At 70.6% G+C, this 14,977-nt stretch carries 12 protein-coding genes; 4 read left to right on the top strand and 8 right to left on the bottom strand.

The window, feature by feature from the left end; translation table 11 throughout:
* Positions 1–7: 7 nt before the first annotated feature.
* Genes KGQ19_RS41690 through KGQ19_RS41700 form a run of 3 tightly spaced genes read right to left on the bottom strand, consistent with a single transcriptional unit; the run spans position 8 to position 3,728 of the window.
* The gene (locus KGQ19_RS41690; protein ID WP_212019875.1) at positions 8–895 is read right to left on the bottom strand and encodes a carbohydrate ABC transporter permease; all 888 of its coding nucleotides are present in this window, start codon (positions 893–895) and stop codon (positions 8–10) included.
* A complete protein-coding gene (locus tag KGQ19_RS41695; protein WP_212019877.1) occupies positions 892–2,319 on the bottom strand; it encodes an ABC transporter permease subunit in 1,428 nt (475 codons plus the stop codon). Before KGQ19_RS41695 ends, KGQ19_RS41690 begins: the two co-directional genes overlap by 4 nt.
* Positions 2,320–2,321: 2 nt before the next feature.
* Positions 2,322–3,728 (bottom strand): ABC transporter substrate-binding protein, encoded by a 1,407-nt coding sequence (locus KGQ19_RS41700; protein WP_212019879.1) that lies wholly within the window; start codon positions 3,726–3,728, stop codon positions 2,322–2,324.
* A 224-nt stretch (positions 3,729–3,952) separates the two neighbouring features.
* Here KGQ19_RS41700 and KGQ19_RS41705 point away from each other — a divergent pair, with 224 nt between their 5' ends.
* Both KGQ19_RS41705 and KGQ19_RS41710 read left to right on the top strand, forming a co-directional pair.
* Positions 3,953–5,140 carry an ROK family transcriptional regulator gene (locus KGQ19_RS41705; RefSeq protein ID WP_212019881.1) on the top strand — a complete coding sequence of 396 codons (1,188 nt, stop codon included), beginning with the start codon at positions 3,953–3,955 and terminating at the stop codon, positions 5,138–5,140.
* A gap of 95 nt (positions 5,141–5,235) precedes the next feature.
* Complete coding sequence (locus tag KGQ19_RS41710) at positions 5,236–6,447, top strand: serine/threonine-protein kinase (protein ID WP_212019883.1); 1,212 nt, start codon at positions 5,236–5,238, stop codon at positions 6,445–6,447.
* A gap of 4 nt (positions 6,448–6,451) precedes the next feature.
* On the opposite strand, the gene KGQ19_RS41715 is transcribed toward KGQ19_RS41710, so the two are convergent.
* Positions 6,452–7,645 carry a lipid-transfer protein gene (locus tag KGQ19_RS41715; RefSeq protein ID WP_212019885.1) on the bottom strand — a complete coding sequence of 398 codons (1,194 nt, stop codon included), beginning with the start codon at positions 7,643–7,645 and terminating at the stop codon, positions 6,452–6,454.
* A 29-nt stretch (positions 7,646–7,674) separates the two neighbouring features.
* The gene (locus KGQ19_RS41720; protein ID WP_307856673.1) at positions 7,675–9,900 is read right to left on the bottom strand and encodes an acyl-CoA dehydrogenase family protein; all 2,226 of its coding nucleotides are present in this window, start codon (positions 9,898–9,900) and stop codon (positions 7,675–7,677) included.
* Between the two features lie 50 nt (positions 9,901–9,950).
* Between KGQ19_RS41720 and KGQ19_RS41725 the strand changes: the two genes are divergently transcribed.
* Positions 9,951–10,568: a class I SAM-dependent methyltransferase gene (locus tag KGQ19_RS41725; RefSeq protein ID WP_212019887.1), complete on the top strand. Its 618-nt coding sequence runs from the start codon at positions 9,951–9,953 to the stop codon at positions 10,566–10,568.
* Positions 10,569–10,571: 3 nt separating this feature from the next.
* Here KGQ19_RS41725 and KGQ19_RS41730 read toward each other — a convergent pair whose 3' ends face one another.
* The 3 genes from KGQ19_RS41730 to KGQ19_RS41740 form a co-directional block, all read right to left on the bottom strand.
* The gene (locus KGQ19_RS41730; protein WP_307856674.1) at positions 10,572–11,885 is read right to left on the bottom strand and encodes an RNA polymerase sigma factor; all 1,314 of its coding nucleotides are present in this window, start codon (positions 11,883–11,885) and stop codon (positions 10,572–10,574) included.
* 112 nt (positions 11,886–11,997) lie between these two features.
* On the bottom strand, positions 11,998–12,417 hold the full coding sequence (locus tag KGQ19_RS41735; protein WP_212019889.1) for a YciI family protein: 420 nt from the start codon (positions 12,415–12,417) through the stop codon (positions 11,998–12,000).
* 109 nt (positions 12,418–12,526) lie between these two features.
* Positions 12,527–13,006 carry a cupin domain-containing protein gene (locus tag KGQ19_RS41740; protein ID WP_212019891.1) on the bottom strand — a complete coding sequence of 160 codons (480 nt, stop codon included), beginning with the start codon at positions 13,004–13,006 and terminating at the stop codon, positions 12,527–12,529.
* Positions 13,007–13,118: 112 nt separating this feature from the next.
* Here KGQ19_RS41740 and KGQ19_RS41745 point away from each other — a divergent pair, with 112 nt between their 5' ends.
* Positions 13,119–14,678: a serine/threonine-protein kinase gene (locus KGQ19_RS41745; RefSeq protein WP_212019893.1), complete on the top strand. Its 1,560-nt coding sequence runs from the start codon at positions 13,119–13,121 to the stop codon at positions 14,676–14,678.
* The last annotated feature ends 299 nt before the right edge of the window (positions 14,679–14,977 follow it).

Consider the following 14,977-nt stretch of genomic DNA (forward strand, 5'->3'; position numbering starts at 1 on the left):
GGAGGGGTTAGCCCTTGACCGAGCCCGCCATGAGCCCTTGGACGAAGTATCGCTGGAAAGCGAAGAACACCACGAGGGGCACCGACAGCGACAGGAACGCGCCGGGCGCGAGGATGTCGATGTTGCTGCCGAACTGGCGCATGTTGGACTGCAGCGCCACGGTCAGCGGCTGCGTCTTCGCGTTCGAGAACACCAACGCCACCAACAGGTCGTTCCACACCCACAGGAACTGGAAGATGGCCAGCGAGGCGATGGCCGGCAGCCCCAGCGGCACGATCACCTTGCGGAAGATCGTCCACTCGCTGCCGCCCTCCATCCGCGTGGCCTCCAACAGCTCGCGCGGGATCGCCGCGAAGAAGTTGCGCAGCAGGTAGATGGCGAACGGCAGCCCGAAGCCGACGTGGAACATCACCACGCCGAGGATGGTGCCGAAGATGTGCAGGTTCCGGTAGAGCGCGGCCACCGGCAGCAGGGCCACCTGGATCGGCACCACCATCAGCCCGACCACGACCACGAACAGCCAGTCCCGGCCCCGGAAGTCGATCCAGGCGAAGGCGTAGGCGGCCAGCGCGCCGAGGAACACCACCAGCACGGTGGCCGGCACGGTGATCATCACCGTGTTCCACAGCGACTGGATGATCCCCTTGTTGGCGAACAGGTTCGAGTAGTCCTTGAAGGTGATCTGCGCCGGATGCGTGAACACCGTCCACCAGCCGCTGTCGCTGATGTCCGAGGCCTTCCGCAGGGAGCTGATGAACAGCCCGAGCGTCGGGATCAGCCAGATGACGCCGATCAGCAGGACGACGAGGTACCACGCGCCGCCGGTGAGGCGCTTGGCGACGCGGGTGCCGGCGGGGACCCGGCCGGGCACGGCGACGGGGCGCGTGACGCTCATCGTCCCCCCTCCTTCTTCTCTCTGCGCAGACGGCGGATGTTGAAGTACATGGCCGGCAGCACCAGCGCGTACAGGAACACGCCCATCGCACTGCCCAGGCCCTGGTCCTGGCCGCCGCCGAAGGACACGTTCCACATCTGGACGGCCAGAACGTTCGCGTTCGGCAGCGTGGATCCGGGTGCGATGACGTAGACCAGGTCGAAGACCTTCAGCACGTTGATGACCTGGGTCACCAGCACGACCAGCAGCACCGGCGCCAGCAGCGGCACCGTCACCCGCCAGAAGATCTGTCTCTCGTTGGCGCCGTCGACCCGCGCGGCCTCCTGCAACTCCCGCGGGATCGACGCCAGGCCGGCGGCGATCAGCACCATCGCGAACCCGGCCCAGATCCACAGATACGAGGCAATGATCGCGGGCGTCACCAAGCTCGGCCCCAGCCACTGGATCCCCCGGTAGGGCTGGGCGAAGTTGCTGCCCGGAAGCTCCAGCCGATAGCTGTCGCCGGGTTTGAGGCCTTTGATGGTGAAGGTGCCGTCGTCGTGCGCGGACGCCGATCCGGCGCTCTTCCCGGTCGCGACGTCGACCGCCTTGACCGAGATCCCGGGCATGCCCTTCTTGCCGGGGTCGATGCTGCCCGGCTTGCCGCCGCCGCCGTAGATGAGGTCCAGCCAGACGGTGCCCTCGATCTGGTCCGGGGCCGGCGCCGCGGTCGGTGCCGCGGCCTGCGCCGCCTTGCCGGGCAACGAGGCGGCCTGGATGCCGACCAGCGGCACGGTGACGACCGAACCGGCCTGGTAGGTCTGCACCGTGTTGAAGGAACCGCCGGTAGCGGCGGTGCCCTCGTTCGGCCGGGGCCGCGCGCCGGGGTACTGCGAGGACTTCGCGAACGTGTCGTGGATCCCGACCGCGACCGCGTTGGCCACGCCCTGGTTCGGGTCCTGCTGGTAGACCAGCTCGAAGATGACGCCGGCGGCCAGGAACGAGATGGCCATCGGCATGAAGATGACCGCCTTGAACGCGGTCGACCACCGGATCTTCTCGGCCAGCAGGGCGAACATCAGGCCCAGCGCGCAGGCGATGGTCGGGGCGCACACCACCCAGATGACGTTGTTCTTCAGCGCCGTGAGCGTCGCGGAGTCGGTGAACATCGTCTTGTAGTTGTGCAGGCCGACCCACTTGGAGCCGTCGTGGTTGTGCAGGCTCAGCCAGACCGAGTCGACGGCCGGCCAGATGATGATGGCGGCCAGGATGACCGCGGCCGGGATCAGGAACCCGGCCCGCACCCGGACCGGGATTCGCAGTGGGCTGCGACCGTGGCCGGCCGGCGAATACAGGTGCGGCACGGGACCGGCGGCGCTCGGGGCCGGCGGGCCCGCCGCCGGGGCGGCCCCGGCGGCGGGTGCGGCGGACAGGGGCTCGTCCATGCTCAGGACCACGTCACCTTGGCGGCGTCGGCTTCCAGCTTCGCGGCGGTGCCGTCCACGTCGGTCGGGTGGCCGAGGAAGTACTGCAGGTCACCCCACTCGCCGGCGCCCTTGGTGCCGCCGAATCCGGCCGGGGACAGGTCGTCCAGGCTGAACCGGAAGTTCGGCCCGGCCTGGGTCAGCTGGGCCGCCTCGGCGCGGGTGATGTCGTCGGGGTAGGCCGAGGCCGGGACGTTCTTGTTCGGCGAGAGGAATCCGCCGGCCTGGGCCCAGATCGACCCGGCTTCCGGGGAGGCCAGGTACTGGATGAAGGCCATCGTGGCCGGGTTGTTGTTCAGCGCGACCGCCGCGTCCCCGGAGCCCTGCACGAAGTTCGCGGTGGAACCGGCGGCCGGGAACGGGAAGAACTTGGCGTCGGTGCCCAGCTTCGCCGAGGTGGTGCTGGTGATCACCGAGGAGGAGAAGTCGCCCTCGAACACCATCGCCGCCTTGGGCGGGGTCTTGAAGGTGTTGGTGACCGAGTCGTTGAACGAGGTCTGCAACGCCCCGGACTTGCCGCCGGCCAGGAACTGGTCGTTGCCGAAGAGCTGGCCGAGAGTCGTCAGCGCCTGCTTGACGCTGGGATCCGTCCACGGGATCTGGTGGTGCGAGAGCTTGTCGTACATGTCCGGTCCGGCCTGCGACAGGTAGACGTTCTGGAACCAGTCGGCCAGGGTCCAGCCGTCCGCGCCGCCGACGGACACCGGGGTGATGCCTGCGTCGGACAGGGCCTGGCAGTCCTTGAGGAACCCGGCCCAGTCGGTCGGCGGCTGGATGCCGGCCTGCTGGAAGGCGGCGGTGTTGTACCAGAAGGTGCCCTTGTCCGCGGCCTTGAACATGATCGAGTAGGACTTGCCGTCGATCGTGCCGAGCTTCTTCCAGCCCGGATCGAAGTTGGCGTCGATGGTGGACTGCACGTCGGCCGACAGCGGGGTGAGCTTGCCGGCCTTGGCCAGGTCGGTGATCGCGCCGGGGGCGGCTATCAGCGCCACGTCCGGGGCGCCGCCACCGGCGATCTTGCTCTGCAGCACGGTGACCGTCTGGTCGCCCGCACCCTGGTAGCTGACCTTGGCGTGGGTCTTGGCCGTGAAGGCGTCGATCACCTTCTGGAAGTCCTGCTGCTCGGTGCCGGACCACTCGGCCAGCACCTGGATCGACTTGCCGGACAGGTCCGGCAGCGCCGGACCGGAGGCCGTGCCGCCGCCGGGGGCCGAACCGGACGCCGAACCCGAGGCGGAGGTGGCCGCCGAGGAGTTCGAGGAGCCCGCCGACGGCTTGGAGGAACTGGAGGAGCAGCCGGCCAGTGCCAGGCCGGAGGCCAGTCCGACGGCGGCGACCGCCGTGACGGACCGGTGCGAGCGTGCGCCCATGATCAGCCTTCTTTCATCAACTCGAGTGAGGGACCTGTCGTTATTAAGGCGGGGTTTCAAGGCGGGGCGGTGTTGCCGGAAACGTAGGGGCGACGAAATGGAGGCGTCAAGCATGTTGCGATTCCGTGATGCGCGAACAAATTCCACCGAACTAACCACCCCCGCAACCCCCCTATTTGTTTGGTCCTTGACTAATCGCGGTCCATCGCAGCATCCTTCAGAACATGAGGACGCCTGTGCGGGAGTCCCGGGCCGACCGCAGCCGACTGGCCGTGGTGCGGCTGCTGCGTGAGCGCGGGACGATGAGCCGCGCCGACATAGCCCGGCACGTCGGCCTGTCCCGCTCGACGGTCTCCGGGATCATCGCCGCGCTGGTCGCCGACGACCTGGTGGTGGAACTGGAGGCGAAGCTGACGCCGGCCGGCGGCGGGGCCGGACGGCCCGGGGCGGCGGTGATGCTGAACCCGGCCAGCGGCGAGGCGATCGGCGTCGACTTCGGGTACCGGCACGTGCACGTGATCATCGCGAACGTGGCGCATGCCGTGCGGATCGCGAAATCGGTGCGGCTGCCGGTCGGCTACGACCCGGGGACCGGCTTCGACGTCGCCGCCGATCTGGTGCGCGGCGCCATCGAGGAGGCCGGCACCGATCCCAGCCGGATCCTCGGCGTCGGGGTGAGCGTGCCAGGGCCCTTCGACACCAAGCGCGGCGTCCCCGCCTCGGGCATGCCCTCGCCCTGGGCCGGCATCCCGGTGGCCGTCGAACTCGCCGGCCGGCTGAACCTGCCGGTCCTGGCCGACGGCGACACCAAGCTCGGCGCACTGGCCGAGCGGCGCTGGGGCGCGGCGCGCGGACTCGATGAGTTCGTCTACATGAAGCTGCACGGCGGGGTCGGCGGCGCCTTCGTCTCCAACGGACAACTGGCCCGCGGCGTCAACGGCGGCGCCGGGGAGATCGGGCACCTGGTGGTGGACGCCACCGGGCCGCTGTGCCGGTGCGGCAACCGCGGCTGCCTGGAGACGTTCGTGGGGCTCTCGGTCGTGATGCGCGCGCTGGAACCCACCTACGGCGACCGCCTGACCCTGCGCAACGTCATCACCATGGCCTGGCAGGGCGACCGCGGCTGTATCAGGGCCCTGTCGGATGCCGGGACCATGGCCGGCCGCGCGGTCGGCATGCTCGGCAACATCCTCAACCCGCAGAGCGTCATCATCGGCGGCGCCCTGTCCGCCGCCGGCGAGTTGCTGATGGGCCCGCTGCGCGAGGCGGCCGCCGCGGCCTCGCTCCCGCTGGCCGGCGACGCGATGACGATCCAGGTCGGGGCGCTGGGGCCACAGGCGTGCGCGCTGGGCGCGGTGGCGATGGTGCTGGGCGAGACCGACGAGAAGTTGTTGGCGGCCATGGGAACCTAAGCGCGGAACGGGACGACGGAGGGTCCTGCCCCTATCAGCGCGCTGATAGCGTGATGAGACGCAGTGCGTTTCGCGGGGGGCGGGGGAATCAAGCGATGCGAGAGTTACAACCGGGGGACCCCGATCGGCTGGGCCCGTTCGAGATCCGCAGCCGCATCGGATCCGGCGGCATGGGGGTGGTCTACCTCGGGCGGTCGCCGAGCGGGCGGCTGGCGGCGATCAAGCTGGTGCGGCCGGAAGTGGCCGACGACGAGGAGTTCCGGGCCCGGTTCCGGCGCGAGATCGACGCCGCGCGCCGGGTCTCGGGCGCCTTCACCGCCGGGGTGCTGGACGCCGACCCGGACGCCGCGCGGCCGTGGCTGGCCTCGGCCTACATCGAGGGCCCCTCGCTGCGCGAGCGCGTCATCGACGCCGGGCCGTTGCCGTTGCCCGAGGTCCGCAAACTGGGGGCCGGTCTGGCCGAGGCGCTGGCCGACCTGCACCGCGTCGGGCTGGTGCACCGGGACGTGAAACCGGGCAACGTGCTGCTGGCCGCCGACGGCCCGCGGCTGATCGACTTCGGCGTCATCCGCTCGGACGCGCTGGCCGAGCTGACCGAGTCCGGGTTCATCATGGGATCGGCCGGCTATATGGCGCCGGAGCAGGCCGAGGGCCGGCACACCGGGCCGGAGGCGGACGTGTTCTCGCTCGGCGCCCTGCTGACGTTCGCCGCCACCGGCCGAGGCCCGTACGGCACCGGATCAGCCGCGACGCTGCTACTGCGCACGGTGAACCAGGCCCCTGATCTGACGGACGTGCCCGCGGAACTGCGGGCCGTCATCCAGCGCTGCCTGGCCGCCGATCCCGTCGACCGGCCGCGCGACCGGGATCTGATCGCGATGCTGGCACCGGGCGCCGAGCCGCTGCCGGAGTGGGAGCGGCCGCGGCCGATCGACGCCGCGCCGAAGGCCGTCGGGGTGCCGCGGCCGTATCCGGCCCCGGCGCCGCAGCCCTCGGGTCCACCGCCGTTCCTGGCAGGCGGCGAGCCGGCCGCCGCCGGGTCCTTCATGCAGCTGGGGCCGAGGCTGATGCTCGGCCCTCAGCAGCAAGCGCAGATGCCAATTCCCTACCCGGCCCCGGCCCCGGTCCGGGTCCGGGTCCCGCAGCAGCCGTACTATCCGACGGTGTACCCGCCGCCCTACTCGACAGCCGTCCCGGCTTACCGGCGTCCGTCGTTGCCGGTCCCGGTCAAGTGGCTCATATTCGCGGCCTGGCTGGTGTGCATGATCCTGCTCGTATTCGTGGTGGTGGGGGCCTCCAGCCCGTGACCGCTCAGGCCTTCCGGTACAGCGTCACCACCGCCGCGCCGCCGAGCCCGACATTGTGCGCCAGTCCGACACGCGCGCCCTCGACCTGGCGCGCGCCAGCCTGGCCGCGCAGGTGCCAGTTGATCTCAGCGCACTGAGCCAGGCCGGTGGCGCCGAGCGGGTGGCCCTTGGAGATCAGGCCGCCGGAGGGGTTCACCACCCAGCGGCCGCCGTAGGTGGTGGCGCCGTCGGCGACCAGCTTGCCGCCCTCGCCCTCCCCGCACAGGCCCAGTGCCTCGTAGGTGATGAGCTCGTTGATGGAGAAGCAGTCGTGCAGTTCGATCAGGTCCAGGTCCTCCGGGCCGAGGCCGGAGGCGTCGTAGACCTTGTGCGCCGCGTCCCGGCTCATCGGGCGGCCGACGACGTCGATACAGCTGCGGGTGTCGAAGGCCTCGGCGGTGTCGGTGGTCATGGCCTGGGCCACGATCTCAACAGCCTGATCCGCCAGGCCGTGCTGATCGACGAATCGCTCGCTGACCACGACCGCCGCCGCCGAGCCGTCGGAGGTCGGCGAGCACTGGAGCTTGGTCAGCGGCCGGTGGATCTCCTTGGCGTCCAGGATGTCCTGGACCGAGTACTCGTCCTGGAACTGGGCGTTCGGGTTGTGGACCGAGTGCCGGTGGTTCTTGGCGGCGACCATCGCCAGCTGTTCGGCCGTGGTGCCGTACTTGTCCATGTGCTCGCGCGCGGCGTCGCCGAAGATCTGCGCGGTCGGCGGCGTGGGCTCGAAGCCGTGCAGATCGGCCATCAGCGTGTAGTGCCGGGCCACCGGTGAGGCGGCGAAGTCGTCGTTGTTCACGCCGCCGCCGAGGGCGCCCTTCTTCATCTGCTCGAAGCCCAGCGCCAGCACGCAGTCGTTGAGCCCGCCGGCCACCCACTGCGCGGCCATCATCAGCGCGGTGGAGCCGGTGGCGCAGTTGTTGTTGACGTTGTAGACCGGCACGCCGGTCAGGCCGAGCTCGTAGGCGGCGCGCTGCCCGCAGGTCGAGGGGCCGAAGACGTAGCCGGCGGCCACCTGCTCGATCTGTTCGTAGCGCACGCCGGCATCGGCCAGCGCCGCGGTGCCGGCCTCTCGGGCCATGTCGAAGTAGCGCCACTGCCGGGTCTCGGGCTTCTCGAACTTCGTCATGCCGACGCCGACGACGTAGACCTTGTTCACTGTCGTATCCCCTTAATGAGAGTTCCGTCTTAGTCGCGGGGCAGGCCGAGGATCCGTTCGCCGATCACGTTGAGCTGCACTTCGGTAGTGCCGCCGGCGATGGTCAGGCATCGGCTGGACAGGAAGGCCTGGGTCCAGCCGGCCGCCGGGCCCGACGCCTCGGTGGCTCCGGCGGCGCCGAGCAGCTCCAAGCCGAGTTCGGCGACGTCCTGAGCGAGCTTCATCGAGATCAGCTTCCTGATGCTGGCCTCGGGCCCCTGCTCCATCCCGGAGAGCTGACGCAGCGTGGTGCGCAGGCCCAGCAGTGCGGCGGACTGGCCTTGGCAGATCAGCCCGCCGAGCCGTTGGGCCAGCACCGGATCCAGCTCCTCGCGCACGGCGACCGAGCTGAGCAGGCCCTCCAGCGAGCCGCCCAGGACCGGGCCGGAGGCCAGCGAGACGCGCTCGTTGCCCAGGGTGTTGCGGGCCAGCGGCCAGCCGCCGTCCACCTCGCCGACCACCAGATCGTCCGGGACGAACACGCCGTCCAGGAACACCTCGTTGAACATCGACTGGCCGGTGATCTCGCGCAGCGGCCGGACGTCCACGCCGGGCGACTTCATGTCGACCAGGAAGTAGGTGATGCCCTCGTGTTTGGGCTTGTCAGGGCTCGTACGCGCGATGCAGATCGCCCACTGCGCGAAGTTCGCCACCGACGTCCAGACCTTCTGCCCGTCGAGCCGCCAGCCGCCCTCGGCCCGGGTGGCGCGGGTGGTCAGCGCGGCCAGGTCGGAGCCGGCCCCGGGTTCGCTGAACAGCTGGCACCAGATGACCTCCCCGCGCAGGGTCGGCGCCGCGAACCGCTCGCGCTGCTCGTCGGTGCCGTATTTGACCAGTGTCGGGACCACCCAGTTGCCGATGATCAGGTCCGGCAGCTTCACCTTCGCGGCCGCCTGCTCCTGCGCGATGACGATCTGCTCGACCGGACCGGCCGACAGGCCGTAGGGCTTGGAGAGGTAGGGAGCGGCATAGCCGGTGGCGGCGAGCGCCTTGCGCTGCTCGGCGGGCGTCAGGTCTTGGACGGCCGCGAAGGCTTCGCGGGCGGCGGTGCGGTAGGCGTCGGCTTCCGCGGGGAGCTCGACCTTGAGTTCGCGGCGGCGGCCGGCGGCGGTGAGTTCGGCGACGCGGGCCAGCCAGCCGCTGGTGGGGCCGTGGACTTGGCGCAGGGTCAGGGCCCTGCGGAGGTAGACGTGGGCGTCGTGCTCCCAGGTGAAGCCGATGCCGCCGAGGACCTGGACGCAGTCCTTGGCGCATTCGACGGCGGCTTCCAGGGCCAGGGCGGCGGCCAGGGCGATCGGGAGCTCGGCGGCTTGCGCCGTATCCACGTCTTGCGCGGCGCTACCGGATCCGGCGACGAAGGCGGCGTCCCAGACCGCGCTGCGGGCTTGCTCCATCCGCGCGACCATGTTCGCGCAGCGGTGTTTGACGCCCTGGAACTGTCCGATCGGCTTGCCGAACTGGACCCGGACCTTGGCGTACTCGGCGGCGGTGCGAGTACACCAGTCCGCGATGCCGACCGCTTCGGCTGAGGCGAGCAACGCCGCGGTCCGGCCGAGGCTGCCCGTGGTGCCGATGATGACGCGGTCGCGCGGGACGAAGACGCCCTCGGCGCCGACCTTCGCCACCCGCCGGGTCCGATCCAGCGAGACCAGGGGACTGATATCCAGCTCCGCGGCCGGGACGAGCGCCTGGATGTCGGAGCCGTCGGACCGGCGGGCGGTGAGCAGCAGCCAGTCGGCGAGCGCCGCACCGATAACCGGTTCTACCGAGCCGTCGAGGGTGTAGCCGCCGTTCACGGGTTCGGCGAGGAGCGCGCCGGGATCCACCGCGACCGCCACCGTCGTGCTGCCGTCGGCGATGCCGCGGACCACGTCGGCGTTGGCCTTCCCGCCGCTGCCGGCCAGGAAGACGCTCGCGATCGCCGTCGGCAGGAACGGTCCCGGGGTGGCCGCGCGGCCGGTCTCCTCCAGCGCGACGGCCAGCGTCAGCAGCCCGGCGTCCGCGCCGCCGACGTCCTCGGGGAGATGGTTGCCGAGCAGCCCCTGCTTGGCGAGTTCGGCCCAGAACGCGGGCCGTTCCTCCTGCTCGGCGTCCAGCGCGGCGCGCACGACGGCCGGCGGCACCGCCCGGGCCAACCACCCCCTGACCGCCTCGGCGAGGTCGCGGTGCTCACTGGTGATCCCTATGGAGCCGATTCCGGCGGTCACTGAAGCCACGTGGCGGATAGTAGAACACGTTCCAGTTATCCGGAAGATAGAGTGACGCCATGGATCAAAAGCTGCGCGCCGCCGCCGAAGCCGCCCCCGGCTTCATGCCGCCCGCCGAGGGCCTGGCCCTGTACGAGGCGGCCGAGCGCGCCGCGAAGATCGGCGACCTGCTGGAGATCGGCACGTACTGCGGCAAGTCCACGATCTACCTGGCCGCGGCCGCCGCCACCGCGGACCGGGTGGTGGTCACCGTCGACCACCACCGCGGCTCGGAGGAGCAGCAGCCGGGCTGGGAGTACCACGACCCGGAGCTGGTCGACCCCGAAGTGGGCCTGATGGACACCCTGCCCACCATGCGCCGCACCCTGCACGCGGCCGGCGTCGAGGACCGGGTGGTCGCGATCGTCGGCCGTTCCCCGGTCGTGGCGCGGCTCTGGAACACCCCGGTCGGCCTGGTCTTCATCGACGGCGGCCACACCGACGAACACGCGCGGGGCGACTACGAGGGCTGGGCCCACCACGTGGCGCCGGACGGCGTGCTGGTCATCCACGACGTGTTCCCGGACCCGGCGGACGGCGGTCAAGCGCCGTATCGCGTCTACCTGCGGGCGCTGGAGTCGGGCGACTTCGTGGAGGAGTCGGTGACCGGATCGCTCAGGGTACTGCGACGGGTTTAGGCGCTACGCGTCGAGAGCGGCGAGCTTGCCCGCCAGCACCGCGCGCTCCCGCTCGTTCCCACACAGCTTGATCGCCTGCTCCAACTCCACACGCGCCTGTTCGAAGCGCTCCAGCCGGATCAGCAGTTCGCCGCGCACGCTCGACAGCAGATACGAGTTCGCCAACGGGCCTTCCAACTCGTCCACGAGCGCCAGCGCGGCGGCGGGTCCGCGCGCCATCGAGACCGCGACCGCGCGGTTGAGCTCTACGACCGGGGACGGGGTCAGGCGGCCGAGGGCGTCGTAAAGGGTGATGATGCGCTCCCAGTCCGTGTCCTCGACCGACGTCGCGACCGCGTGGCATTCGGCGATCATCGCCTGCAGGCCATACGCCCCCACCCCGCGCTCGCCGCGGCGGGCCTGAGCCAGCGCCGCGCGACCGCGCAGGATCGCGGCGTGGTCCCACAGGCGGCGGTCCTGGTCGGCCAACAGGACCGGCTCACCGTCCGGGGCGACGCGGGCCGGGAAGCGGGCAGCCGTCAGTTCCAGCAGGGCCAACAGGCCGTGGGTCTCCGGTTCGTCCGGCATCAGGCGGGTCAGCATGCGGGCGAAGCGTTGCGCCTCACTGGCCAGGTCCTGCCGGATCAGCGCGTCGCCGGCACTGGCCGAGGAGCCCTCGGTGAAGATCAGGTAGACCACGGTCAGGACCGAGCCCAGCCGCTCGGAACGCTCCTGCGGCGGCGGGACCTCGAACGGAACCCCGGCCGCGGCCAGCGCCTTCTTCGCGCGGGTGATGCGGGCCTGCACGGTCGCGGTCGGCACCAGGAACGCGCGGGCGATCTCGTCGCTGGTCAGCCCGCCCACCACGCGCAGGGTCAGGGCCACCCGGGCTTCGCGGGACAGGACCGGATGGCAGGAGACGAACATCAGGGCCAGCAGATCGTCATCGATCTGGTCCGGATCCCACAGCACCTCCGCGCCGTCGCGCGCCGGGTCATTCGGCGCACCGCCGGTGGCCACGCCGCCCTCGCCCAACTCCTGGGCCAGGACCGCGTACTTGCGGTCCTGGACCGCGTGCCGACGGAAGTGGTCGATCGCGCGGCGGCGGCCGACGGCGAGCAGCCAGCCGGCCGGATGGCGCGGGACGCCCTCGCGCGACCAGGTGACCAGCGCCTCGGCGAGGGCCTCCTGCGCCACGTCCTCGGCCAGCGCGAAGTCACCGGTGTAGCGGGCCAGCGCGCCGACGATGCGGGCGGACTCTATGTGCCAGACCGCTGCCACGGCGGCACGGCCTGCCGGTTCCGGCGCGACCGGCTCGGTCAGCGGCGGGTCGGTCACGGCCGGCTCCGGTTCCCACCAGCCAGGCGTCCGCGATCGGCCCGGTTCGCGCGCGAGCCCCGCCCCGCGCGCGAACCCGAACCCAGCCCAGCCAGCCCGCTCAGAGCCGCACTCAGAGCTGCCCGGTGGCCTCGCGCCACGCCCGCTCCTTCTTGATCCACTCGTTGTCCTGCGGCATCTCGTCGATCGAGGTCACCCGCCGGATCTCGGCCTTGAACCCGGGCCCGGTGATCGGCGAGCGCTTGGCCCACTCCACGGCCTCCTCCTTCGAGGCCACGTTGAGGATGTAGAAGCCGTTGAACAGCTCCTTGGTCTCCCCGTAGGGGCCGTCGGTGACGATCGGCGGCTCGGCGGAGTAGTCGACGACCACGCCGTCGTCCGGCTCGGCCAGCCCCTCGGCGGCCAGCAGCACCCCGGCGCGGATCAGCTCGTCGTTGAACTTCCCGACGGTCTCGATCATCTTGCCGAAGTCGGTCTGGCCCATCGACGCCAGCGCCGTGTCGTCGGCGCGGAAGATCAGCATGTACTTCACGGTCGGTCTCCTAGCGATTCCTCCGGGCCCCGTCCGGGCCCGTTCACCCATAGGTCGAACGGGGACGGCGGCGGATCGACACGCCTACGGCAGATTCAGTCCCGCACGTTCAGTCCTGCACGTTGTACTGGTCGTGCTCCAGGAAGAACGCCTGCCCCATGGTGTCCTGCATCCGGTCCACCAACCCGCGGAAGTAGTTCTCACGCGGCGCGCCGGGGGCGAACAGCAGCAGCATTGAGGCCGTCTGGCCGGACTCGTTGCGGAACGCATGGAGCCCGCCGGGCGGGACGAACAGGTAGTCGCCGGGCGTCGCCTCCACCCACTTCTCGCCGTTGAACAGGCGCACCGCGCCCTGCAGGATGAAGAACGCCTCGCTCATCGTCTTGTGGAAGTGAGTACCCGGACCACTCGGTGCGGCGGCGAAGTCCCACCGGTAGAGCCCGTACAAACCGTCGGAGCTGTCCGAGGTGGACAGTAGGCTGCAGGTGCCGCCGGAGGCGAAGGCGATCTCGGGCTCGGCGTCGGCCGGGCGGAACGTGGCGCTAACCTCGCCGGTGTCGGCGAAGTAGCGCGGGTCGGGATAGGACATAGACGCAACCCTTCCTGAGTACTTCGGCGGATGTGATCATTACCCCGCTTCCGTAGTCTGTCCGAAGTCGGAATCACAGTCGACCCGGGCGATCTTGTGGGGGATACAGATCATGACCGACAAGTCTCAACCCGGCCGCCTGGTCGGCGGCCGGTACCGTCTGGTCGACCGATTGGGCGCCGGAGGCATGGGCCGCGTGTGGCGGGCCCACGACCAGACGCTGGGCATCGACGTGGCGATCAAAGAGGTGTCGCTGCCGTTCATGCTCTCCGAGGAGCAGCTGGCCGAGCGGTTGCGGCGGGCCGAGCGCGAGGCCCGCAACACCGCGCGGCTGCGGGACCAGCCGGGCATCGTGACCGTGCACGACGTGGTGATCGACGACGACGCGCCGTGGATCGTGATGCAGCTGGTCTCCGGCATGTCGCTGGACGAGCACCTGCGCGAGCACGGCCCGCTGAGCGTGGCGAACACCGCGAAGGTGGCCGACACGATGCTGCGCGCCCTGGACGCCGCGCACGCCGCCGGGATCATCCACCGCGACGTGAAGCCGGCGAACGTCCTGCTCGCCGAGGACGGCCGGGTGCTGCTCACCGACTTCGGCATCGCCCGCTACGAGAACGACACCTCGCTGACGATGACCGGCGCTGTCGTCGGCTCGGCGGAGTACCTGGCGCCGGAGCGGGCGCGCGCCGAGGAGGCCGGTCCGGCCTCGGACCTGTTCTCCCTGGGCGTCACGCTCTACCAGGCGGTGGAGGGCGTCTCGCCCTTCCGCCGCGACTCCCCCACCGCGACGATGACCGCGGTGTTGTTCGAGCAGCCGGCACCGCCGAAGAACGCCGAGCGGCTGACGGCGCTGCTGGCCGGACTGCTGGCGAAGAACCCGGCGCAGCGGCCGACAGTACAGGCCGCGCTGGCGATGCTGAACGGGACCGCGCCCACCGGCGCGAGCCCGGCGGTCACCATCGCGTCCATCCCGACGCCGCCCACGCCGTTCATCCCGCCGACCCGCGCGCTGACGGACCAGGCCAGTGCGCAGGGTTCGCCGTCCTACCCGCCGAACCCGACGCCGTATCTGGCCAATCCGACGCTGGGCCCGCCGCCACGCAACGGCAACGGCCTGAAGATCGCCCTCGGCGTACTGGCGGTGGTGGCGATCAGTGCCCTGGCGACGTTCGGCGTCACCCAGCTGATGCACTCTTCCAAATCGCCGCAGGCCGGCCCGGGCACGTCGACGTCGACAACCTCGGGCACCGGCCCGACCACCGCGACGACGCCGACCGCCCCGGCGGTGTCCGGGAACGTGCCGAACAGCGACGGCTCGCAGAACCCGACGACGTCCGCCACAACAAGCAGCGGCCCACCGAGCCCGGCCGGCGCCAAAGCCGGCTGCACCCAGGCCATAGCGGACGTGAGCGCCTTCAACAAGTCGAACCCGGCCGGCACCAACGACAAGGACATCGAGATCCAGGCCGACCACGACCTGGCGACCAAGCTGAACGCCGACGCGGCCATGGCCACCGACCCGACGGTGCAGAGCGCGATCCAGAACCTGGCGGGCAGCTGGGACACGTTCGCGACGGACTACTCCAACGGCGACACCCTGGGGATGAGCCAGACGATTCCGCAGACCACCAAGGACTTCACCGCGCTGAACTCGGCGTGCAACAGCTAGACGGTTGGTCATGGATGTGACAACGGGCCACCAGTTCTCACATCCATGACGATCAACCCGCGCTCGGGCGTACGGCAAAAACCACCTACACCACCCCGGCACCAGCGTCCGGACCGGCGGCCGAGTTCGCCGAGCACGGGTACCGCACCCCCTGCTTTGCACTTCTCCGGCCGGTTTTCGGTTCGTTCCCCTCGGTCGCGTCGGCAGGGCTTCGCCTACAGTGCCGGTGGCCGGGGGTCAAGTTCGCGCTGAACAAAACCGCAGCTCACACGCATGACCGCAAGCGCGCGGACTTTACC

Source organism: Catenulispora pinistramenti, from assembly GCF_018274385.1.
In the GTDB taxonomy this organism is placed as follows: domain Bacteria; phylum Actinomycetota; class Actinomycetes; order Streptomycetales; family Catenulisporaceae; genus Catenulispora; species Catenulispora pinistramenti.